The organism is Actinophytocola sp. NPDC049390, from assembly GCF_044466355.1.
Lineage (GTDB): Bacteria > Actinomycetota > Actinomycetes > Mycobacteriales > Pseudonocardiaceae > Actinophytocola.
Genome location: NZ_JBITMQ010000017.1, coordinates 1,111 through 23,061, shown reverse-complemented (window position 1 = coordinate 23,061; position 21,951 = coordinate 1,111). Strand labels below are relative to the sequence as shown.

The window sequence follows — 21,951 nt, the reverse complement described above, 5'->3', positions numbered from 1 at the left end:
TGGAAGACGTGACCGACAGCGACGAACTCCGCATCGGCACCGCGGAGCGCGAGGACGCGGTCAGGATTCTCGGCGAGCACATGTCCGAGGGCAGGCTGGCGCTCGAGGAGTACGAGGAGCGGACGTCCGCCGCGCTGGCGGCCCGCACCCGAGGTGACCTCAAGCCGCTGTTCAAGGACCTGCCCGCACCGTTCCCGGCGTTCATGGCGCCACCGGTGCCGTACGTGGCGGCACCGCCGGCGCCGTACCAGGCCGCGCCACCGCCGGTGTCACCGCACGAGTCCGACCGGTACCGCGTGGCCGCCGGACTGATCCAGATCATGCTGCCGTTCGGGATCGGCCGGTTCTACACCGGCCACACGAGCATCGGGCTGGCGCAGCTGTTGACGAGCTTCATCGGCGTCGGCGTCATCTGGAGCATCATCGACGGGATCATCATCCTCACGCGGGGCGGCAGGGACATCGACGGCCGCGAACTGCGGATGTAACCAGCCCCACGGGGCCCTACCCGCACAGGAACCCCCGCAGCAACGCGGCGGTGCCGTCGAGGTGCTCGTCCATGGCCTGCCGTGCCGCGACGGGGTCACCGGCCAGTATCGCGTCCACAATGGAGCGGTGCTGGGCCTCGGAGTGCTCGATGTTGACCGCCAGCAACGGGATCGCGTCCAGCAGCTCGTTGACCCGGGACCGCACGTCGGCCACCGCGGTGGTCAGCGACGGTGACGCGGTGACCTCGGCGATCGCCAGGTGCAGCCGGGAGTCTCGGCGGCGGTACTCCCCGTCGCCGAGGTCCGCGTCCGACACGTCGAGCAGCGCCGCCGTCAGGTGCTGGCGTTCCGCCTGCGTGAGCGCACGCACGGCCGCCGCCTCCGCCGCGCCGCTCTCCAGCACCCGCCGCAACGTCAGCACGTCCTCCAGGTCACCGCCCGGCGCGGGCCGCGGCGGCGGGGTCGGGAGCGTGGCGGCGACGAACGTGCCGCCGTAGCGGCCGCGCCGGGACTCCACGTAACCCGCGTCGGCGATCGCACGGATCGCGTCCCGCAGCGTCACCCTGCTGACGCCGAGGCGGGCCGCCAGCTCCCGTTCGGACGGCAGCTTCTCCCCCGGCGCGGCCACGCCGAGCCGGATCGCCTGCAGCAGCCGTTCCACCGTCTCCTCGAAGGCGTTGCGTGTCCGCACGGGACGGAACAGCGCCGCGGTGACACCTTCGTGGACGGCCACCCCCACCACCTACAGCGGCGTGACGTACGCGCCCGAGATCCCGCCGTCCACGAGGAACGTCGACGCGGTCATGAAGGACGAGTCGTCACTGGCGAGGAACGCCGCGGCGGCGGCGATCTCCGACGGTTCCGCGAACCGGCCCATCGGCACGTGCACCAGCCGCCGCTGCGCCCGCTCGGGGTCGGCGGCGAACAGCTCCCGCAGCAGGGGCGTGTTCACCGGTCCCGGGCACAGCGCGTTGACGCGGATGCCCTCGCGCGCGAACTGCACGCCGAGCTCGCGGGTCATCGACAGCACGCCGCCCTTCGAGGCGGAGTAGGAGATCTGCGAGGTGGCCGCGCCCATCACCGCGACGAACGACGCGGTGTTGATGATCGAGCCCCTGCCCTGTGCCCGCATGTGCGGCAGGGCGTACTTGCAGCAGAGGTACACCGACGTCAGGTTGACCTTCTGCACCCGTTCCCACGCCTCGATGCCGGTGTCGAGGATCGAGTCGTCCTCCGGCGGCGAGATGCCCGCGTTGTTGAACGCGACGTCCACGCGGCCGTGGTCCGCGACGACCTGCGCGAACAGGGCTTCGACGGCGCGTTCGTCGGTGACGTCGCAGGTGATCGCGGCGCCGCCGGTCTCCTTGGCGAGCGTCTCGATGGCATCGGTGTTCAGGTCGACGCCGACCACCACGGCGCCCTCGTCGGCGAACCGCTTTGCGGAGGCGAGCCCGATGCCGCTGGCCGCCCCCGTGATCACGGCGACCCGGTCCTGCAAGCGATTCACTCAGTCTCCCTCTGTCGAGATGAACACGTTCTTGGTCTCGGTGAAGGCGTCCAGGGCGTCCGGCCCCAGCTCCCGCCCGAGCCCCGACTGCTTGACGCCGCCGAACGGCGTCCAGTACCGCACCGACGAGTGCGAGTTGACCGACAGGTTCCCCGCCTCGACCCCGCGCGCGACACGCATGGCGCGGCCGAGGTTCTCCGTCCAGATCGACCCGGACAGGCCGTACTCGGTGTCGTTGGCCATCCGGATCGCCTCGGCCTCGTCGGCGAAGGTCTGCACGGTGACGACCGGCCCGAACACCTCGTCGACCACGGTCCGGTCGGTGCCCGCACGCGGCAGCACCACGGTCGGCGGGAACCAGAAGCCAGGTCCCTCCGGCGCGCTGCCGCGGAACGCGACGGTCGTCGTGTCGTCCACATAGGACCGCACCGTCGACCGGTGCGCGGCGGAGATCAGCGGCCCCATCTCGGTCTTCTCGTCACCAGGGTCGCCGACGACGACGCCCTGCACCGCGGGCTCCAGCAGCGCCATGAACTTCTCGAACACACTGCGCTGCACGAGGATCCGCGACCGGGCACAACAGTCCTGGCCCGCGTTGTCGAACACCCCGTACGGCGCGGTCGCGGCCGCCTTCTCCAGGTCGGCGTCGGCGAACACGATGTTGGCGTTCTTGCCGCCGAGTTCCAGCGTCACCCGCTTGACCTGCACGGCGCACCCCGCCATGACCTGCTTGCCGACCTCGGTGGAGCCGGTGAAGACCACCTTGCGCACCAACGGGTTGTCGACGAACCGCTGCCCGACGACGGAGCCCTTGCCGGGCAGCACCTGGAACACGTCCTCGGGGATCCCGGCCTCGCGGGCCAGCTCACCGAGCCGCAGCGCGGTCAGCGGGGTCAGCTCGGCCGGTTTGAGCACAACCGTGTTGCCCGCGGCGAGCGCGGGTGCGAAGCCCCAGCCCGCGATCGGCATCGGGAAGTTCCACGGCACGATCACGCCGACCACGCCCAGCGGCTCGGCGAACGTGACGTTCACCCCGCCCGGCACCGGGATCTGCTTGCCGAACAAGCGTTCCGGCGCGGCCGAGTAGTAGTTCAGGACGTCGCGGACGTTGCCCGCCTCCCACCGCGCGTTGCCGATGGTGTGGCCGGAGTTCTCGACCTCCAGCCGCGCGAGGTGCTCGCGGTCGGCGTCGACGGCGTCGGCGAACCGGCGCAGCAGCCGCGCGCGGTCGGCCGGTGCGACGTCCCGCCACGCGGGCAGCGCCCGGTGGGCCCGCCCGATCGCGGCGTCGGCCTCGTCGGCGGACACCAGCTCGACGTGGGTGACCACCGCCTCGGTGGCCGGGTTGATCACTTCGGTGGTGCTCATCCGTTCTCCTTGGCGGCGCTCACGAGCGCCTGGAAAAGCCTGCTGTCGGCCCCGTTCTCCTCCGGGTGCCACTGCACGCCGAGCACGAAGTCCGGCTCGGCCAGCTCGACCGCCTCGACGGTCCCGTCCCCGGCCCATGCCACCGAGACCAGCCCGGCGCCGAGGCTGTCGACCGACTGGTGGTGGTGGCAGTGGACGTCCACATCGGACCCGATGATCCGGGACAACCTGCTGTCCGGCAACACCTTCACCGACACCGTGCCGAACACGCCGGGCGTCGGCAGGTGGTCGTCGGTGGCGACCACGTCCGGGGTGTGCTGGTGCAGCGTGCCGCCGAGGACGACGTTCAGCAGCTGCATGCCCCGGCACACGGCGAGCAGCGGCACCCCGTTGGCGAGCGCGGCCTCGATCAGCACGTGCTCGCTGTGGTCGCGGTCCGGCCGCGCGGGCCCGGTCTCCGGTGCGCGCTGCGCGCCGTAGTGCACGGGATCGATGTCCGCGCCACCGGCGACGATCAGACCGTCCACACGTGACAGCAGGTCGGCGCTGACGGCACCGGCGGGCGGCAGCAGCACGGGCACGCCCCCGCCGTTCACCACACCGTCGAGGTAGCCGCGCGCGAGCACGGCCGCCTGCGTGTCCCACAACCCGAACTTCGTCTGCTCCAGGTAGGTCGTGATGCCGATGACCGGCGGGCTAGAGGCGTTCGAAGCCACGAATACGCTCCCAGTCCGTCACGGCGGCGTCGTACGCGGCCTGCTCGACCCGCGCGTTGTTGAGGTAGTGGTCGACCACGTCGTCACCGAACGCGGTGCGCGCGAGCTTGCTCTCCGCGAGCAGCTCGGCCGCGTCGCGAAGGGTCGAGGGCACCCGCGGTTTGTCGACACCGTAGGCGTTGCCGGTCAACGCGGGTTCGAGCGGCAGCTCGTTCTCGATGCCGTGCAGCCCCGCCGCGATCAGCGCGGCCACCGCCAGGTAGGGGTTCACGTCCCCGCCCGGTACCCGGTTCTCGACGCGTAACGACTCGCCGTGACCGACCACGCGCAGCGCGCACGTCCGGTTGTCCACACCCCACGCGACGGTCGTCGGCGCGAAGCTGCCCGCCGCGAACCGCTTGTAGGAGTTGATGTTCGGCGCGAAGAAGTACGTCAGCTCGCGCAGCGCCGCCTGCTGCCCGGCGAGGAACCGCTCCATCAACCGGGAGAAGCCGTGTTCGCCGTCGCCCGCGAGCACGGTGGACCCGTCGGTGCCGCGCAGGCTGATGTGGATGTGGCAGGAGTTGCCCTCGCGCTCGTTGTACTTGGCCATGAACGTGAGGCTCTTGCCGTGCCGCGCCGCGATCTCCTTGGCGCCGGTCTTGTAGATGCTGTGGTTGTCGCACGTGGTCAGCGCGGTGTCGTACCGGAACGCGATCTCGTGCTGGCCGGGGTTGCACTCGCCCTTCGCGGACTCGACGTACATGCCGGCGCCGGACATGCCGTTGCGGATGTCACGCAGCAGCGGCTCCACCCTGCCGGTACCGAGCATCGAGTAGTCCACGTTGTACTGGTTGCCGGGCGTCAGGTTCCGGTAGCCGGAGGTCCACGCCTGCTCGTAGCTGTCCTCGAAGACGATGAACTCCAGCTCGGTGCCCACGTAGGCGACGAGGTCGCGCTCGGCGAGCCGGTCGAGCTGACGGCGCAGCACCTGCCGGGGCGAGGCGGCGACCGGCCCGCCCTCGACCCACTCGACGTCGGCGAGCACCATCGCGGTGCCGTCGTGCCAGGGCACGAGCCGCAGCGTGTCGAGGTCGGGGCGCATGACGAAGTCGCCGTAGCCGGTGTCCCACGAGGACATGCGGTAGCCGTCGACGGTGTTCATCTCGACGTCGACGGCCAGCAGGTAGTTGCACGCCTCGGTCGCGTGCGGGACGACCTCGTTCAGGAAGTACTCGGCGGCACAACGTTTGCCCTGCAGGCGGCCCTGCATGTCGGCGAACGCGACGAGGACGGTGTCGATCGTGCCGTTCTCGACCAGCACGCGGAGCCGGTCGAGCGTGAGCATCCCGTCGCGGTGCCCCATGAGCCCCTCCAAAGGATCAGTTGCGACCCATTGTCCAATGAAGTCTTGACACAGCACTGTAACCCCCATCACGCTCAGGGGAAATCCAAAGGACTGATGCTGGCCCATTGAACCCGAGGGAGCATCCGTGTCGAAGTCGTCGAGGTCGCACAGCGCCGTCGAGTACCAGACCGTCTCGTCCGACTACCTCGAACAGCGCCAGCTCCGCAAGGGCGCGGCGGGCTGGGTGCTCCTCGCGGGCCTCGGCGTGGCGTACGTGATCTCCGGCGACTTCGCGGGCTGGAACTTCGGGCTCGCCGAGGGCGGCTGGGGCGGCCTGCTGATCGCGACCGTCCTCATGGCCGTGATGTACACGTGCATGGTGTTCGGCCTGGCCGAGATGGCGTCGGCGATGCCCGTCGCGGGCGCGGGCTACGGCTTCGCCCGCCGCGCGCTCGGCCCGACCGGCGGCTTCGCGACCGGCACGGCGATCCTCATCGAGTACGCGATCGCGCCCGCGGCCATCGCGGTGTTCATCGGCGGCTACGTCGAGGCGCTGGGCCTGTTCGGACTGACGAGCGGCTGGCCGGTCTTCCTGGTGTGCTACCTGATCTTCATCGGCGTCCACATCTGGGGCGTCGGCGAGGCGCTGCGGATGATGTTCGTGATCACCGCCGTCGCCGTGATCGCACTGGTCGTGTTCGTCGTCGGCATGATCGGCAAGTTCGACGCCGACAAGCTGTTCGACATCCCGATGACCGACGCGGCGGGCGCGAGCACGTTCCTGCCGTTCGGCGTGGCAGGGGTGCTGGCCGCGTTCGTGTACGGCATCTGGTTCTTCCTGGCGGTCGAGGGCGTGCCGCTGGCGGCGGAGGAGGCGAGCGACCCCAAGCGCGACCTGCCACGCGGCATCATCGCCGCGATGGCGGCGCTGCTGGTGTTCGCGGCGCTGATGCTGCTGGTCGCCCCGGGCGCGGCGGGCTCGAACACGATCTCCGGCTCGGACAACCCGCTCCCGGACGCGATCCGCGCGGCCTACGGCGGCGACAACTTCCTTGCCCAGTTCGTGAACTACGTCGGCCTCGCCGGGTTGGTCGCGAGCTTCTTCTCGATCATCTACGCGTACTCGCGGCAGCTGTTCGCGCTGTCGCGGGCGGGCTACCTGCCGAGGTGGCTGTCCCGAACCGGCCGCCGCAAGACCCCGGTGCTGGCGCTCGTCGTCCCCGGCACGATCGGCTTCCTCCTCGCGTCGATCACCATGGACGGCGCGTTGCTGATCAACATCGCGGTCTTCGGCGCGACGGTGTCCTACGTGCTCCTGAACGTGTCGCACATCGTGCTGAGGTTCCGCGAGCCCGACATGGCGCGCCCGTACCGCACCCCGGGTGGCGTGGTGACCACCGGGATCGCGGCGGTGCTGGCGGTGGCCGCGGTGGTGGCGACGTTCTTCGTCGACGAGGTGGCCGCCGCCATCACGGCGGGCATCCTCGTGGTGGCGCTGGCGTACTTCTACTTCTACAGCCGCCACCACCTCGTGGCGAACGCCCCGGAGGAGGAGTTCGCGGCGATCAAGGCCGCCGAGTCCGAGCTGGCCGACTGAGTAACGGGACGGCCACGGCCCCGCGCATCCCGCCCCATGCGTGACGTCGAACAGGGACGATGTCCGCACACGCGCGCGAGGGGGCGATGGGTATGCATCCGTGGGGACTGTCGGGACCGGAGTTCCTCTGGCTGTACAGCGCGGCCCTGGTCGCGGGCGTCGCGTTCGCGATCTGGCGGCGCATGGCGGTACGCAGGCCGCGGTCGGCCGAGCCACCGGGGCCGCTGGCCGCCGAGGAACTGGGCTTCCTCTCTGGCGGGCCGCAGCGGGCGGTCGAGGTGGCCGTCGCCCGGCTCGTCGACGCCGGTGCCGTCCGGGTCGACCGGCGCGGGAACCTGAGCGACGCGTCGGAGAGGCGACGAACAGGTCATCCGCTCGACGACGCGGTGCTCGGCACGCTGACCAGCCCGAGAACGCTCCGTGCCGTGACCGCCAGGACCACCACCGCTTCGGCGCTGACCGCGATCGGCGACTCGCTGGTCCGGCGCGGCCTGCTCGTCGCGCCGAGCCGCGCGATCCGGGCACGACGGCTCGGGCAGGTCGTGCTGTACGTGCTGCTCGCCGTCGGCGTGGTCCGCTGTGCCAACGGAATCGCGAACCACCTGCCGGTCGGCTACCTGATCGGGCTGCTCATCGTCACGCTCATCGCGATCAGCATGCTGACCATCCGGACCATCGCCCCGCCCAAGGCCAGGACGGTGCACGGCGACCGCGTCGTGACCGAGCTGATGCGCGGCGGCACGAACGACCCGCTGGAGGAGGTGGCGGTGCGGGGCATGAGCGCCTACCCGGACAAGGAGGTCGCGAAGGCACTGGTCGTCACCGCGGTCGCCGCGGGCGCGGTGTGGAGCTACTCGTCCGCAGGCTCGTTCAACTCGTTCCACCACGCCGCGAGCGGCTCCAGCACGGCTGGCTACTCGTGCAGCGCCAGCTCGCCGTCGTCCTCCTGCAGCAGCTCGTCGTCGTCCTGCGGTTCCTCGTGCGGCGGCGGGGGCTGCGGCGGCGGTTCGTCGTGAACCTGGGCATCGGGATCGGGTGGCGGCCGGAGATCGACCTGACGGTGGAGCGGCTGCCCGGGGTCGACTTCGTCGAGGTGCTGGCGGAGAACGTCCACCCCGACCCGCTGCCCGAGTCGCTGGCCCTACTGCGCGCACGCGGGACGCCGGTGGTCGCGCACGCGGTGTCCCTGTCGCTCGGCGGCGCCGAACCGCTGGACCGCACACGCGTCGCGCACCTGGCGGCGGTGGCGGAGGCGGTGGGGGCGCCGCTGGTCAGCGAGCACGTGGCGTTCACCCGCGCGGGCGGGCTCGACTCCGGCCACCTGCTGCCCGTACCGCGTACGCGGGAGGCGCTGGACGTGCTGGTGGACAACGTGAAGCAGGCGCAGGCCGAGTTGCCGGTGCCGTTGGCGCTGGAGAACATCGCCGCCCTGCTGGACTGGCCGGACAGCGACCTGACCGAGGGCCAGTTCCTCGCCGAACTGGTCGAGCGCACCGACTGCCTGCTGCTGATCGACGTGGCGAACCTGCACGCGAACGCGGTCAACCTCGGCACCGCGCCGGAGGTGTTCCTCGACGAGCTGCCGCTGGCGCGGCTGGCGTACGTACACGTCGCGGGCGGGGTCACGCACGACGGGCTCTACCACGACACGCACGCGCACGCGGTGCCGAAGGAGGTGCTGGACACCCTCGCCGCGCTGTGTGCCCGCGTCGAACCGCCCGGCGTGCTGCTGGAACGCGACGACGACTACCCGCCGGACGCCGACCTGGCCGCCGAGCTGGCCGCCATTCGCGCCGTCGTCGAGTCGGCACGGTGACGCCGCGGGGCGAGCTGGCCGCGCGGCAGCAGGAGCTGGTGCGCGCGTTGCTGGCCGGTGGTCCGGTGCCCACCGGGTTCGACGGGCACCGGGTCGAGGCCGAGGCCAGGGCACTGCGCGCGAAACGCCGGTCGGTCGCGGCACAGGTGCGTCCCGACCTGGCGGAACGGCTCGGCGAGCGGTACCGGGCGCTGTTCGACACGTGGTCGCTCGGTCACCCGAAGCAGGTCGGCACGTCGTTCCGCGCCGACCTCGACCGCTTCGAGACCTGGCTGTACGCGGAAGGGCACCTCGAGGCGCCCCGGACCCGCCGCTGGTTCCGTCCCTCACGCGGAAGCCGTCGATGAGCGACGCGTCCGACGACGTCAGAGCGCGTCTGGTGGACGTCGTTCGCCGGCTGTTGTCCGGCGAGTACGCGTCGGGCGACGACCTGGACCGCGACCTGGACGAGTTCCTCGACGGTGTGCCCGATCCGAACGCGGCCAACCTGATCTTCTACTCGCACATGGAGTTCGACCACGAACCCACGGCCGAGGAAGTGGTCGATCGCGCTCTGAGCTACCGGCCCATCCAGCTGTGACCACGCCGAGGTGGCCCACGCGGTCGTGGGCCACCTCCGGACTAGGACGGGCGGGACGGGAAGCGGGTCGGCAGGTCCTCCCACGGCGCGTCCGTCGGGCGCGGCGCGGCGCCCGAGGTCCGGACCGCCTGCGCGGCGAGGATCCCGCTCACCGACGCACCGTTCACGATCTCGCCGGCGAGCGCCATCCGGACCGCCTCCGCGAGCGGCACCTTGCGCACCACCAGGTCGGCCTCCTCGTCGCCGAGCAGCTCGCGGTCCACGACCGTGAGGCCGGTGGCGAGGAAGACGCGGATGACCTCGTCGGTGAACCCCGGCGACGCGGCGACGTCGACCAGCACCGACCAGTGCTCGGCGGCGAGGCCGACCTCCTCGACCAGCTCGCGCTTGGCCGACTCGAGCGGGTCCTCGCCGAGGTGGTCGATCAGCCCGGCGGGCAGCTCCCAGATCCGCCTGCCGAGCGGGTGCCGGTACTGGTGGATCAACGTCACCTGGTCATCGTCGTCCAGTGCGACGATCGACACCGCGCCGTGGTGTTCGACGACCTCGCGCCTGGCGTGCGACCCGCCGGGCATGGCGACCTCGTCGACGCGCAACGCGATGATTCGTCCGATGTAGACATCCTCAGTGGACAGTACGGTGAACTCGTGCCGACCGGGTTCGGTCACGAACGCGCTCCCGCGCTGGACGGCTCGGGCAGCTCGACCGGCAGTCGCTCGGCGGCCTTGCGTGCCAGCGCGGCGCGCACGAAACCGGCGAACAGCGGGTGCGGACGCGTCGGGCGGCTCTTCAGTTCCGGGTGCGCCTGCGTGCCGACGAAGAACGGGTGCACGTCGGCCGACAACTCGACGTACTCCACGAGGTGCCCGTCCGGCGAGAGACCCGAGAACACGAGGCCCGCCTTGGACAGCTTGTCGCGGTAGGCGTTGTTGACCTCGTAGCGGTGACGGTGCCGCTCGGAGACGTCGCGGGTGCCGTAGGCCTTCGCGACGACCGAACCGGCGGTCAGCTTCGCCGGGTACGCGCCCAGCCGCATGGTGCCGCCCATGTCCCGCTCCCCCGCGACGACGTCCTCCTGGTCGGCCATCGTGGAGATCACGGGGTGCTTGGTGGTCTCGTCGAACTCCGACGAGTTGGCGCCCGCGATGTTCGCGAGGTGCCGCGCGGTCTCGATCACCATGCACTGCAGGCCGAGGCACAGGCCGAGCAGCGGGATCTTGTTGACCCGCGCGTACTCGATGGCGCCGATCTTGCCTTCGATGCCACGCACGCCGAACCCACCGGGGATCAGCACGCCGTCCAGCCCGGACAGTGCTGCCGCGGCGCCCGCCGGGGTCTCGCACTCGTCGGAGGCGACCCACCGGATGTCGACCTTGGCGCGGTGCGCGAACCCACCGGCACGCAGGGCTTCGGTGACCGACAGGTACGCGTCGGGCAGGTCGACGTACTTGCCGACGATCGCGATCCGCACCGTCTCCTTGGGATCGTGGACGCGGGTGAGCAGGTCACCCCACACGGTCCAGTCCACGTCCCGGAACGGCAGTCCCAGCCTGCGGACGACGTAGGCGTCGAGCCCCTCGGTGTGCAGGACCTTCGGGATGTCGTAGATCGACGGCGCGTCCGGCGCGGCGACCACCGCGTCGATGTCGACGTCGCACATCAGCGCGATCTTGCGCTTGAGCCCGCTCGGGATCTCGCGGTCGGCGCGGCAGACGACCGCGTCGGGCTGGATGCCGATGTTGCGCAGCGCGGCGACGGAGTGCTGCGTCGGCTTGGTCTTCAGCTCACCGGACGGCGCCAGGTAGGGCACCAGGGAGACGTGCAGGAAGAAGCAGTTGTCGCGGCCCACGTCGTGGCGGACCTGCCGCGCGGCCTCCAGGAACGGCAGCGACTCGATGTCACCGACGGTGCCGCCGATCTCGGTGATGATCACGTCGGGCGCGTTGCCGTCCTCGCCGGGCTCGGCCATGGCACGGATGCGGGCCTTGATCTCGTCGGTGATGTGCGGGATGACCTGCACGGTGTCGCCGAGGTACTCGCCACGCCGCTCCTTGGCGATGACCGTCGAGTAGACCTGCCCGGTGGTGACGTTGGCCGCGCCGGCGAGGTCGCGGTCGAGGAACCGCTCGTAGTGCCCCACGTCGAGGTCGGTCTCCGCGCCGTCCTCGGTGACGAACACCTCGCCGTGCTGGAACGGGTTCATCGTCCCGGGGTCCACGTTGAGGTACGGATCGAGCTTCTGCATCGTGACCCACAACCCACGGGACGTGAGCAGCTGACCGAGGCTAGAGGCCGTCAGCCCCTTGCCGAGCGACGAGGCGACCCCACCGGTGACGAACACGTACTTGGTCGTGCGTGAATGTTGCACCAGGGACGCCCCCCGTGGCGTTGCCTTCGGTCCATATCCGTTACTGGCGATACCGTTCGCAGCGGGGCTCCCCGCCTGACTCTCCACGGGGTTTCACCGTATCACCTGCTCCGACGATCCGAACCCGACACACCGGGTACACCCCCGACAAGCACATACTCACAGAGCGTCACCCAGTGCTCACGGAGAAGTCCAGCCCCGTGCACAAGCCGGGCGCAAGCCCACAACGACGACCCGCCGGGCGAGGACACCACCACGTAACCCGAAGCGGACTACTCCGCCGGAGCGCCCGGCGAGGTGCGTTCGGCGTTGCCGGCGTTGCCGTAGCGCCCCGCCTCCCCCTCCAGTTGTTCACGCAACGCGAGCACCGCCACCACCCGGCCAGCCGAACTGTCCACATTGTCCACAGTGGACAAAATACTGGTCGCCGCGGTGTCGGCACGCACGACGCCCACCGGACCGGTGCCTTCAGCCGAACCCGCGCCACCCGCCAGCACAGCACCCGCGCCGGAACGGTCGACCTGTGTGGCGAACCGCGCGATCGTCGCGGCCCGGTCCCCCGCACCGTCACCCGACGCGGCACCGCCGGTGAGAACAACGGCCAGTTGCGCGGGCTGAAGTCCTTGGCTCGCCTTGACGAACCCGCCCTCGGTGAGCCCGGACAGCGCGGCGGCGGTCTCGTCCGCGGACGCCTGCGGCTTGTTGTTCTCCTTGCTGATCAACAGAAGCGGACCGAGCAGACCGCCCGCGAGCGTGCCCGGGTCGGACGCCGTCGGCAGTCGCACACCCGCGGGCAGCAGCCGCACCACGATGTCCTTGAGCTGGTCGGCGTGCCGGGGATCGCTGAACGACTCGGTCAGCTGCAGCTCACCGGTGACGGTCGCGCCCGCGTTGGTGATCAACGTCTTCAGCGCGTCGCGGTCCTCCGGCCGCGCGTCGGCGGTCGTGACGAGCACGACGGTGCGCCGCGCGAGCTGGCCCTGGAGGGCCATGGGCCCGACGGACGCGGCGAACGCGTCGGCGTCGGCGAGGCGCGCGTTCTGCGCGTTCCGCTCGTTCTGCAGGTCGTTGACCTGGGCGGCCAGGTCCTCGTTCTCGTTGTTCAGCCCGGAGAGCAACGACCGCGACAGGGTCGTCGAGCCGAGCACCACGCCCACGGCGAGCGCGAGGAAGACGGCGGCGATGGAGATGACGTGGTACCGCAACGAGATCACGAGAAGATTCCCCCAACCCAGTTCGTGATGGTGTGCCAGGTGTTGACGACCCAGTCGAGGTACGCGTCGCCGACCCCGGACACGGCCACGCCGACGGCGACCGCGGCGAGCGCGGCGAGCACGAGCAGGAGCACCGCGCCGATGGAGACACGGCTGCGGTGGAGCGTGGCGACGGCCTTGCCGTCGACGACCTTGCTGCCGAGCTTCAGCCTGGTCAGGAAGGTGGACGGGTTGGAGCCGGAGCGGCCGCGGTCGAGGAACTCGTGCAGCGTGGCCTGGAACCCGACGGTGACGACGAGGTCGGCGCCGTGCGTGTCGGCGAGCAGCAGCGCTAGGTCCTCGGGGTTGCCCGACGCCGGGAAGGTGACGGCGCCGATCCCCAGGTCCTGCACGCGTTCCAGCCCCGGCGCGTGACCGTCCATGTGGGCCGGGACGACGACCTCGGCACCACTGCGGAGCGTCTCGGTGGACAACCTGTCCGGGTCACCCACGATCACGTTCGGGCGATACCCGAGGTGGTGCAGTGTGTCCGCGCCCCCGTCGACGCCGATGAGCACGGGCCGGTGCTCGGCGATGTACCGCTTGAGGCGGCGGAGGTCCTCCTCGTGGTCCCGTCCGGGCGCGACGACGAGCACCTGCCGGTCGCGCATGTTGGCGTTCACGTCGGGCACGCCGACGCCGTCGAGGATGAGGGTCCGTTCGCGCCGGAGGAACTCGATCGTGTTGGCGGAGAACGCCTCCAGCTGCGCGGACATGCCGGCCTTGGCTTCGATCATGAGGTCGGCGATCGTTTCGACGGACTGTTCGGTCCCGCGCCCGACCTCCTTGTCGCCGATGTGGACGACGCCTTCGTGAAGCCGGACCTTGCTGCCCTCCTTGACGGCACGCAGGACCTCCGGCCCGACGCCGTCGATGAGCACGATCCCGGCGCCGACGACGATCTCCGGGCCGAGGTTCGGGAAGCGGCCGGAGATCGACGGCGACGCGTTGACGACACCCGTGACCTGGGCGTCGACCAGGGCGTCCGCGGTGGCGCGGTCGAGGTCGACCTGGTCGAGGATGACGATGTCGCCGTGTCCGATGCGGCGGAGCAGATCACCCGTTCGCCGGTCGACCCGCGCGATCCCGGTGACCCCGGGCCGAGCCTGGTGCGATCGAGCGAGGAGACCGGTGAGCTTCATGGGACTGATGGTGACAAATTGACTCGTGATAATCCGGTCGCCACGCCGGGAAAATCACCCGGCTGGGGCAGTGCTGTCCGGTTGGAATGATCATTGAGGACTGTGCACGATGGACTCGCGCCACCCGTCGACCATCGCGCGGAGCGCGTTTTCGTAGCCCGCGGCGACGTCGAGCCCGGGCGGCACCGAGCCGGCGAGCTCCAGCGAGACGAGCCCGTGCGCGACGCCCCAGCATGACAGGGCCACCAGCTCAGGGGTCACTTTTCGCAGCGCGCCGCGCTCCTGCGCGCGCCGCACGGCGTCGACGAGCGGGCCGATGGTCGCGGCCGCCTCGCCCCGCGCGTCGTCGCCGAACTCGGCCGAGTGCCGGTCGAACATGATCGCGTAGAGGTGCGGTTCGCGCAGGGCGTAGTCGCGGTAGGCGATCCCGAGCCGCACGATGTCGTCGACGGCGTCGGCGGTCTCCTCGACCTCGGCGAGCCGCGCCCCGAACCGCCGCGCGGCCTCGAGGTAGAGACCTTCGAGCAGGCCGGCCTTGTTGCCGAAGAGCGAGTAGACGGCGGAGGTGGAGGTCCCGGCTTCGGTGGCCAGGCGCCGGAGGTTCAGCGCGTCGACGCCGTCGTCGAACACGAGCGCGGCGGCCCGGTCGATCAGGCGGCCCCGCAGTGCCTCGTCGTGGATCTTCGGTCGTCCCATAGCTTGACAAGTGTATCGTAACGTTGTTTCGTAACGTCGTTACTAAATTCGTCGTGGGAGGACGACATGCAAACCCTGGTGTTGAGCCCGGAGTCCAGATACATCGCGGGCGCCGTGCTGCTGACGATCGTCGGCATCGAGTTCGGCGGCTGGTTCATGACCCGGATCGTGGGCGGCAAGGTGGCGATGACGCCGTTCCAGAAGTCCTTCGCCCGCGCGGGCCACGCACACGCGGGCGTGCTGGTGACGCTGGGCCTGGTGACGCTGGTCCTGGCCGACGCGGCGGCACTGGACGGCGTGCTCGGCTGGCTGGCAAGAGCCGGCACACCGGCCGCGGCGGCACTGATCTCGGCGGGCTTCTTCTTCTCGTCGATGGGCCGCGGCGAGGTGACAAAGCCGAACAAGCTCATCTGGCTCGTGTGGCTGGGCGCCCTGTCACTGGGCGTGGGTGTGGTGACGCTGGGCCTGGGCCTGCTGACGACGAGCTGAGGCGCCCCGGCTACCGCTTCTTGCGTCCCTTCCCCCGGGTGGCCTTCTTGTCCGCGTCGGCGACCGCGAGCAGTTCCTCGGCGTGCGCGCGACCGGTCTCGGTGGAGTCCATGCCCGCGAGCATGCGCGCCAGCTCCCGCACCCGGTCCTGCTCGTCCACCCGGCGCACGTCACTGCGGGTCACACCACCGGCGGCCTGCTTGTCGACCACCAGGTGCCGGTCCGCGAAGGCCGCCACCTGCGGCAGGTGGGTCACCACGATCACCTGGTGGCTCGCCGCCAACCTGGCGAGCCGCCTGCCGATCTCGACCGCGGCGCGACCGCCGACACCGGCGTCGACCTCGTCGAAGACCAGGGTGGGGACAGGGTCGGAGTGGGCCAGTACCACCTCGATCGCGAGCATCACGCGGGACAGCTCACCGCCCGACGCGGCCTTGTGCACCGGAAGCGCCTGGGCGGCGTCGTGGGCGCGCAGGCGGATCTCCACCTCGTCGACGCCCTCGGGGCCCGCGTGCACGAGCGCCTCGTTGTCCTTGCCGCCCGCCACCCGCAGCGCGTGCGGGTCGCCGGGCTCGGCCCAGCGCGTGCTGACGATGACGTCGATGGCGGCCTGGCCCATCGCCAGGCCGCCCAGCTCGACCGTCACCGCCTGCGCCAGCTTGTCGGCCGCCTCGACGCGCAGCACCGTCAGGCGCTGCGCGCAGTCGGCCAGCCGGGCGGCGAGCTCGTCACGCCGGCGGGCCAGCTCGCCCAGCGCCTCCTCGGACGTGTCGAGGCCGGCCAGCTGCTGGGCTGCCGTGTTCGCCCACTCCAGCACGCCGTTGACGTCCGCCGCGTACTTGCGGGTCAGCTGCTTCAGCTCGGCCTGCCGCGCCAGCACCTGCTCCAACGCCCGCGGGTCCGCGTCCAGCGAGTCCAGGTAGCTGCTCAGCTCGGTGCCGACGTCCACCAGCAGCGCCTCGGCCTCCGCCAGCCTCGGCTCCAGCTCACGCAGCCTCGGGTCCTCCGAACCACCGAGCCGGTGCCGCGCGTCGCCGATCAGGCCGAGCGCACCCGGCGCGTCCGGATCCCCCTCAGGCGCACCCGACACCGCGTACACGGCGCCGGTCGCCGACTCGCGCAGCTGGTCGGCGTCCGCGAGCCGCTTCGCCTTCTCCTGCAGCTCGTCGTCCTCGCCCGGCTGCGGAGCCACCGCCTCGATCTCCGCGAGGCCGTGCTTGAGCATCTCCGCCTCGCGCGCCATCTCGCGCGAGCGGGCGCCGCGGTCGGCCAGCTCCGCGCTGACCCCCACCCACTCCTCGCGCACGCCGCGGTACTCGGCCAGCGCACCGGCCAGCTCCTCGCCCGCGAACCGGTCGAGCACCGACCGCTGCTCGGCCGGACGCATGAGCTTCAGCTGGTCGTTCTGGCCGTGCACGGCGATGAGCTGCTCGGACAGCTCCGACAGCACACCGACGGGCACGGACCGCCCGCCGAGGTGCGCCCGCGAACGCCCGTCGGAGTTCAGGGTGCGTAACGCGATCAGCGTGCCGTCGTCGTCCGGTTCGGCGCCGGCCTCGCTCGCGACCTTCGCCGCGGCGCTGCCCGGCGGAGCGGCGAACCGGCCCTCCACCACCGCCTTCCCCGCGCCGCTGCGGATTCTGGACACCTCGGCACGGCCACCGGACAGCAGGTGCAGCCCGGTGACGACCATGGTCTTGCCAGCACCTGTCTCACCGGTCACCACGGTCAGACCCGGATCTAGTTCGAGGGTGGCCTCGTCGATCACGCCGAGGCCCTCGATGCGCATCTCGGCCAACACAGCGCGCACTTTATCGGCTCGCACCGACAAAAGCTCGCACCACCCGCAAGTGTGTTCGATTCATGACGATGTTCGCTCCGCAAGCTCCGCTCGGAAACGATGTTCGCTCCGCAAGCTCCGCTCAGCCCCGTGGACTGCGCCAACCCTGCACCGGCAGTTCGAACTTCTCCACGAGCCGGTCGGTGAACGGGCCCTGGCGCAGCTTCACGAGGCGCGCCGGGATCTCCCCGCCGACCACCTCCACCCGCGCACCAGGAGGCAATACGAACGTACGGCGACCGTCGCAGCACAGCACCGCGGGATGCCCGGACGGGTCCACCTCGACCGCGATCCGCGAGTCCGGCGAGACCACGAGCGGCCGCGCGAACATGGCGTGCGCGTTGCTGGGCACCACGAGCAGCGCCTGCACGTCCGGCCACACGACGGGGCCGCCCGCGGAGAACGCGTAGGCGGTGGAACCGGTCGGCGTCGCGCACAGCACGCCGTCGCACCCGAACGACGAGACGGGCCGGTTGTCGACCTCTATCCGGACGTCCAGGATCCGCTCACGGCTGCTCTTCTCGACACTGGCCTCGTTGAGCGCCCACGTCTTCGCGAGCACCCGGTCCCCCAGCGACGCCGTGACGTCCACGGTCATCCGGTCCACGACCTCGTAGCGCTGCGCGATGACCTGCGACACCGCCTCCTCGAGCACGTCTGAGTCGGCCTCGGCGAGGAAGCCGACCCGGCCCATGTTGACCGCGAGCACCGGCACCCCGGCGGGGCGGGCGAGTTCGGCCGCGCGCAACAGGGTGCCGTCGCCGCCGAGCACGAACACCAGCTCCGTGCCTTCCGCGGCCTTGGCGCTGACCGGCACGACCCGCTGGTAGCAGGCGGCGTCGAGATCCGGCGCCTCGCGTTCCAATACACGCACGGTGATTCCGGCGTCGGCGAACCAGCCTGCCAGTTTCTCCGCGGCACGGCGGGTGTCCAGCCTGCCGGTGTGGACGACGAGGAGCACCTCACGAGCGGTCATTGCGGCCCCTCCAGGACAGCGGTCTCCACCATCGCGGCCGCCGCCTGGTCGTCCAGGGGTGTGCCACGACGCAACCATGCGAAGTATTCGACATTCCCGGACGGGCCGGGAAGAGGGCTCGCGACGACACCGTGCGGGCGCAAACCCAGTTCTCCCGCAGCTTTCAGCACGTCCAGCACGGCTTCGGCACGCAACGCGGGGTCGCGGACGACGCCCCCGGAGCCGAGCCGGTCCCTGCCCACCTCGAACTGCGGTTTCACCATCGGCAGCAGGTCGGCGTCCTCGTTCGTGCACGCGAGCAACGCGGGCAGCACGAGCCGCAGCGAGATGAACGACAGGTCGGCGACGACCAGGTCGACCGGTCCCCCGGTCGCCTCCGGCGTCAGCGCGCGGACGTTGGTCTTGTCGAGCACGACCACACGGTCGTCGGTCTGCAGCCGCCACACCAGCAGGCCGCGCCCGACGTCGGCGGCGACGACCTCGCGGGCACCGCGGCGCAGCAGCACGTCGGTGAAGCCGCCCGTGGACGCGCCCGCGTCGAGACAGCGACGGCCGTCGACCGCGACGGCGAACTTCTCCAGCGCACCGACGAGTTTGTGCGCACCGCGCGACGCCCAGTCGGGGTCGTTGTCGAGGTCGCGGACCACCACGGGCGCGTCGGTCTCGACAGCGGTGGCGGGTTTGGCGGCGACGGTGCCGCGCACGGTCACGCGGCCGTCGGCGATGAGCTGGGAGGCGTGCTCACGGGAGCGGGCGAGCCCACGACGCACCAGCTCGGCGTCGAGCCGAGTCCTGCGGGGCACCGGTCAGTCCGTGTCGATGCTGGTCAGCGCCTCGTTGAGCGCCACGTGCACGGCGTCGAACCTGGCGACGTGCTCGGTCAGCGGGACGGCGTCGAGATTCTCGGTGCCGGCGACCGCCTCGTCGATGTCGGTCGTGTCGACCGTGTCGTCGCGGACGGTCTGGTCGGTGTCGAACTGCACCCTGTCACGCTACTTCATGCTCGAGGCCGAGGCGGGCGAGCGCGTCGCGCACGGCGGTGGCCCAGTCGTCGCCCTCGATCCGCACGCCGTCCTCCGTGCACGCCAGGATGTCGTGGGCGAGGTAGGTCGGCCGCATGCTCTCCGGCGCGTCGAGCAGTTCCTGAGCGGTCGAGACACCGGACAGCACCAGCAGCGAGTCCATCCCCGCGGCCACCGCACCCGCGATGTCGGTGTCCAGGCGGTCACCGACGACCAGCGGGTTGCGCGCGTCGGCTGACCTGCGTGCCTCGTCCATCAGCGGGGTGGCCGGCTTCCCCGCGATCACCGGCTCGGTGCCGGTCGCCGTGCGCAGCGCGGCGACCATCGAACCGTTGCCGGGCAAGGGGCCGCGCTCGGTCGGCAGCGTCGGGTCGACGTTGCAGGCGACCCACAGGGAACCGCCGCGGATCGCGACGCACGCCTCGGCGAGGTCGTGCCAGCCGGTGTCCTTGCTGAGGCCCTGGACGACGGCCTGTACGGCGTCGCTGTGCGTGCGGGTGGCGGTGAGGCCCTTGATCTCGACCTCGTGCACCAGCGCCGCCGATCCGACGACCAATACCGTCGTATCGGGAAGCAGCTTGTCGGCGAGGACGGCCGCGGCCGCCTGCGCGCTGGTGCTGACCTCGGCAGGCTCCGCCCGCACCCCGATGCGGGTCAGGTGACTTGCCACCTCGTCGGGCCCGCGCGAGGCGTTGTTGGTGACGAAGCGGACCTTCGTGCCCGCGGCGTGCGCGGCCTCGACGGCCCGGTCCGCACCGGGCACCACCTCCTCGCCTCGGTAGACGGTGCCGTCGAGGTCGAGCAGGAGCGCGTCGTAGTCGTCGATCAGACTCATGAGGCACTCAAGGCGGTGGCGCGTTCGGCGGCGTCGGTCTCGTCGTCGAGGTCGGCCTCGGCGGCGTTGAGGAACCAGCGGATCGCGTCGTCGGTGCGGCCGGCGGCCTCGAGGTTGTCGGCGTAGGCGTAGAACAGCCGGGCACTCCACGGGTCGCGGCGCTTGGGGTCGAGGTCCGGCCCCTGGAGCGCGACGACCGCCGCGTCGACCTGCCCGAGATCCCGCCGAGCACCGGCGGCGACGATCTTCAGCTCGACGGCCACCTCCGGCGGCAGGTCCTTCGCCTCGGTGGCCAGTTCGAGCGCACGCTCGGGACGGCCGAGCGCACGTTCACAGTCGACCATCACGGGGAGGTGGGCCTGCGACCCGGTCATCCGGCGGACCGCCCGGAACTCACCGAGCGCCTCGGCCCACTCACCCGCGTGGTATGCGGCGATACCGGCCGCCTCCCGGACGATCGCCACCCGGGACGCACGCGTCCTGGCGAAACGCGCGTGGGCGAGGGCCAGCTCGGGGTCCTCGTCGATGAGGAGCCCGGCCGCGACCAGATGCTTGCCGACAAGCTCGGCCACGGACTTGGCGAGACTCTTCAGCTCACGGCGAGCGTCGGCGTCGAGGTCGCTGTACTCGATGTCGGGCGGCAGCTCCGGCTCACCGTCGCGACGTCGAGGGTCCGCTCGCCCGGCGTCGGCGGGCACGGCCGAAGCGGCGTCGCTGGTTTCGCCCGAGGTGGCCTGGTCATCGACGGCCGCCGAAGCCATGGCGTCGCTGACGTCGCTGGTTTCATCGGAGGTCGCCTGGTCATCAACGGATGCCGAAGCCGTGGCGTCGCTGACGTCGACGGGCCCCGCCAGGGCCGCGTCGCTGGATTCGTCCGAGGCCGCCTGGTCAGGGATGGTCGTCGAAGCCGTGGCGTCGCTGGTTTCATCGGAGGCGGCCTGGTCATCAACGGATGCCGAAGCGGCGGCTTCGCCGTCGTCGGCGGGTCCCGCCAGAGCGGCGCCGCTGGTTTCATCGGACGCGGCCTGGTCATCGACGGCCGCCGGTGCCGCGGCTTCGCCGACGGGTTCGGCGGAGGCGTCCGCGTCGTCGACGGGTGCCGCCGGGGCTTCGGCGGTCGCGGTCACGTCCCTGGCCGCTGCGGTTTCGTCGAGCTGGTCAGCCGGGTCCGTCGCGGTGACGTCCTCGTAGGCCGCGTCTTCGCGGGCGCGGTAGCCGGTGTTCTGGCCATCGCCACCGCGAGTGGACGTGTAGTGGTTGCGCCGAGCGAACCCGCTGGTCGGTTCCTGCGGGGTGTCGGCCTGCGGCGTCTCGGCGGCCGGGCTCCGGTCGTCGCGGAACGGCCGGTCGCGGGAGTCACGGTCCTCCCGGCGGTATCCCCGGGAGCCCTGGTCGCTGCGATCCGAGCGCCGCTCCCCGCGGTAACCGCGGTCGTCGTGCCCGCCACGGTCCTGGCGGTAACCACGATCTTCGCGCCCGCCACGATCCTCACGGAAACCACGGCCCTCGCGACTGCCGCGATCCTCACGGTAACCGCGGTTCTCGCGCCCCCCACGGTCGTCACCGTAGCCGCGATCTTCTCGCCCGCCACGGTCCTGGCGGAAACCACGGTCCTCGCGACTGCCACGGTCCTGGCGGAAACCACGATCGTCGCGCCCACCGCGATCCTCACGAAAACCACGGTCCTCGCGGCTGCCTCGATCCTGGCGAAAACCACGGTCCTCGCGGCTGCCACGGTCCTGGCGGAAACCACGATCGTCGCGCCCACCGCGATCCTCACGGAAACCACGGTCCTCGCGGCTGCCTCGATCCTGGCGGAAACCACGGTCCTCGCGGCTGCCACGGTCCTGGCGGAAACCACGATCGTCGCGCCCACCGCGATCCTCACGAAAACCACGGTCCTCGCGGCTGCCTCGATCCTGGCGAAAACC

General features: G+C 71.1%; 23 protein-coding genes. 7 read left to right on the top strand and 16 right to left on the bottom strand.

Annotation, left to right across the window (positions count from 1 at the left end):
• The first annotated feature begins 8 nt into the window (after nt 1–8).
• Nucleotides 9–488 (top strand): DUF1707 domain-containing protein, encoded by a 480-nt coding sequence (locus ACIBVP_RS37085; RefSeq protein WP_396111153.1) that lies wholly within the window; start codon nt 9–11, stop codon nt 486–488.
• Between the two features lie 16 nt (nt 489–504).
• On the opposite strand, the gene ACIBVP_RS37080 is transcribed toward ACIBVP_RS37085, so the two are convergent.
• From ACIBVP_RS37080 to ACIBVP_RS37060, 5 genes are read right to left on the bottom strand one after another with little or no spacing between them, the layout of a single operon-like run.
• A complete protein-coding gene (locus tag ACIBVP_RS37080; RefSeq protein ID WP_396111152.1) occupies nt 505–1,221 on the bottom strand; it encodes a FadR/GntR family transcriptional regulator in 717 nt (238 codons plus the stop codon).
• A 9-nt stretch (nt 1,222–1,230) separates the two neighbouring features.
• The gene (locus tag ACIBVP_RS37075; protein WP_396111151.1) at nt 1,231–1,995 is read right to left on the bottom strand and encodes a 3-oxoacyl-ACP reductase; all 765 of its coding nucleotides are present in this window, start codon (nt 1,993–1,995) and stop codon (nt 1,231–1,233) included.
• Nucleotides 1,996–3,363, bottom strand: a complete 1,368-nt coding sequence (locus ACIBVP_RS37070; RefSeq protein WP_396111150.1) for an aldehyde dehydrogenase family protein — start codon at nt 3,361–3,363, stop codon at nt 1,996–1,998.
• Nucleotides 3,360–4,079, bottom strand: a complete 720-nt coding sequence (locus ACIBVP_RS37065; RefSeq protein ID WP_396111149.1) for a gamma-glutamyl-gamma-aminobutyrate hydrolase family protein — start codon at nt 4,077–4,079, stop codon at nt 3,360–3,362. The genes ACIBVP_RS37070 and ACIBVP_RS37065 overlap by 4 nt, the downstream gene beginning before the upstream one ends.
• Nucleotides 4,060–5,424: a glutamine synthetase family protein gene (locus tag ACIBVP_RS37060; RefSeq protein ID WP_396111148.1), complete on the bottom strand. Its 1,365-nt coding sequence runs from the start codon at nt 5,422–5,424 to the stop codon at nt 4,060–4,062. Before ACIBVP_RS37060 ends, ACIBVP_RS37065 begins: the two co-directional genes overlap by 20 nt.
• Before the next feature lie 127 nt (nt 5,425–5,551).
• Between ACIBVP_RS37060 and eat the strand changes: the two genes are divergently transcribed.
• The 5 genes from eat (at nt 5,552) to ACIBVP_RS37035 (ending at nt 9,399) form a co-directional block, all read left to right on the top strand.
• Nucleotides 5,552–7,003 (top strand): ethanolamine permease, encoded by a 1,452-nt coding sequence (gene eat, locus ACIBVP_RS37055; protein WP_396111147.1) that lies wholly within the window; start codon nt 5,552–5,554, stop codon nt 7,001–7,003.
• Nucleotides 7,004–7,089: 86 nt separating this feature from the next.
• Nucleotides 7,090–8,019 (top strand): TIGR04222 domain-containing membrane protein, encoded by a 930-nt coding sequence (locus ACIBVP_RS37050; protein WP_396111146.1) that lies wholly within the window; start codon nt 7,090–7,092, stop codon nt 8,017–8,019.
• Nucleotides 8,016–8,819, top strand: a complete 804-nt coding sequence (locus ACIBVP_RS37045; protein WP_396111343.1) for a DUF692 domain-containing protein — start codon at nt 8,016–8,018, stop codon at nt 8,817–8,819. Before ACIBVP_RS37050 ends, ACIBVP_RS37045 begins: the two co-directional genes overlap by 4 nt.
• A complete protein-coding gene (locus ACIBVP_RS37040; protein ID WP_396111145.1) occupies nt 8,816–9,166 on the top strand; it encodes a hypothetical protein in 351 nt (116 codons plus the stop codon). The genes ACIBVP_RS37045 and ACIBVP_RS37040 overlap by 4 nt, the downstream gene beginning before the upstream one ends.
• The gene (locus ACIBVP_RS37035; RefSeq protein ID WP_396111144.1) at nt 9,163–9,399 is read left to right on the top strand and encodes a hypothetical protein; all 237 of its coding nucleotides are present in this window, start codon (nt 9,163–9,165) and stop codon (nt 9,397–9,399) included. The genes ACIBVP_RS37040 and ACIBVP_RS37035 overlap by 4 nt, the downstream gene beginning before the upstream one ends.
• 41 nt (nt 9,400–9,440) lie before the next feature.
• Here ACIBVP_RS37035 and ACIBVP_RS37030 read toward each other — a convergent pair whose 3' ends face one another.
• The 5 genes from ACIBVP_RS37030 to ACIBVP_RS37010 form a co-directional block, all read right to left on the bottom strand.
• Entirely contained in the window at nt 9,441–10,067 is a 627-nt protein-coding gene (locus tag ACIBVP_RS37030) for an NUDIX domain-containing protein (protein WP_396111143.1), read from the bottom strand.
• Nucleotides 10,064–11,767 carry a CTP synthase gene (locus ACIBVP_RS37025; RefSeq protein WP_396111142.1) on the bottom strand — a complete coding sequence of 568 codons (1,704 nt, stop codon included), beginning with the start codon at nt 11,765–11,767 and terminating at the stop codon, nt 10,064–10,066. The genes ACIBVP_RS37030 and ACIBVP_RS37025 overlap by 4 nt, the downstream gene beginning before the upstream one ends.
• 272 nt (nt 11,768–12,039) lie before the next feature.
• Nucleotides 12,040–12,981 (bottom strand): copper transporter, encoded by a 942-nt coding sequence (locus tag ACIBVP_RS37020; protein ID WP_396111141.1) that lies wholly within the window; start codon nt 12,979–12,981, stop codon nt 12,040–12,042.
• On the bottom strand, nt 12,978–14,162 hold the full coding sequence (gene steA / locus ACIBVP_RS37015) for a putative cytokinetic ring protein SteA (protein WP_396111140.1): 1,185 nt from the start codon (nt 14,160–14,162) through the stop codon (nt 12,978–12,980). The genes ACIBVP_RS37020 and steA overlap by 4 nt, the downstream gene beginning before the upstream one ends.
• 90 nt (nt 14,163–14,252) lie before the next feature.
• Nucleotides 14,253–14,858, bottom strand: a complete 606-nt coding sequence (locus ACIBVP_RS37010) for a TetR/AcrR family transcriptional regulator (protein WP_396111139.1) — start codon at nt 14,856–14,858, stop codon at nt 14,253–14,255.
• Between the two features lie 66 nt (nt 14,859–14,924).
• Between ACIBVP_RS37010 and ACIBVP_RS37005 the strand changes: the two genes are divergently transcribed.
• Nucleotides 14,925–15,347 carry a hypothetical protein gene (locus ACIBVP_RS37005; RefSeq protein WP_396111138.1) on the top strand — a complete coding sequence of 141 codons (423 nt, stop codon included), beginning with the start codon at nt 14,925–14,927 and terminating at the stop codon, nt 15,345–15,347.
• 10 nt (nt 15,348–15,357) lie between these two features.
• Here ACIBVP_RS37005 and recN read toward each other — a convergent pair whose 3' ends face one another.
• From recN to ACIBVP_RS36975, 6 genes are all read right to left on the bottom strand, one after another.
• Nucleotides 15,358–17,157, bottom strand: coding sequence for a DNA repair protein RecN (gene recN / locus ACIBVP_RS37000; protein WP_396111137.1), 1,800 nt, complete (start codon nt 17,155–17,157; stop codon nt 15,358–15,360).
• Between the two features lie 112 nt (nt 17,158–17,269).
• On the bottom strand, nt 17,270–18,163 hold the full coding sequence (locus ACIBVP_RS36995) for an NAD kinase (protein ID WP_396111136.1): 894 nt from the start codon (nt 18,161–18,163) through the stop codon (nt 17,270–17,272).
• Nucleotides 18,160–18,966 carry a TlyA family RNA methyltransferase gene (locus ACIBVP_RS36990; protein WP_396111135.1) on the bottom strand — a complete coding sequence of 269 codons (807 nt, stop codon included), beginning with the start codon at nt 18,964–18,966 and terminating at the stop codon, nt 18,160–18,162. The genes ACIBVP_RS36995 and ACIBVP_RS36990 overlap by 4 nt, the downstream gene beginning before the upstream one ends.
• 3 nt (nt 18,967–18,969) lie before the next feature.
• Entirely contained in the window at nt 18,970–19,146 is a 177-nt protein-coding gene (locus ACIBVP_RS36985; RefSeq protein WP_396111134.1) for a hypothetical protein, read from the bottom strand.
• Nucleotides 19,147–19,150: 4 nt separating this feature from the next.
• Nucleotides 19,151–20,020 carry an HAD-IIA family hydrolase gene (locus ACIBVP_RS36980; RefSeq protein WP_396111133.1) on the bottom strand — a complete coding sequence of 290 codons (870 nt, stop codon included), beginning with the start codon at nt 20,018–20,020 and terminating at the stop codon, nt 19,151–19,153.
• Nucleotides 20,017–21,951: hypothetical protein (locus ACIBVP_RS36975; RefSeq protein WP_396111132.1), on the bottom strand; the 1,935-nt coding region annotated here is incomplete at its 5' end. The genes ACIBVP_RS36975 and ACIBVP_RS36980, both read right to left, overlap by 4 nt.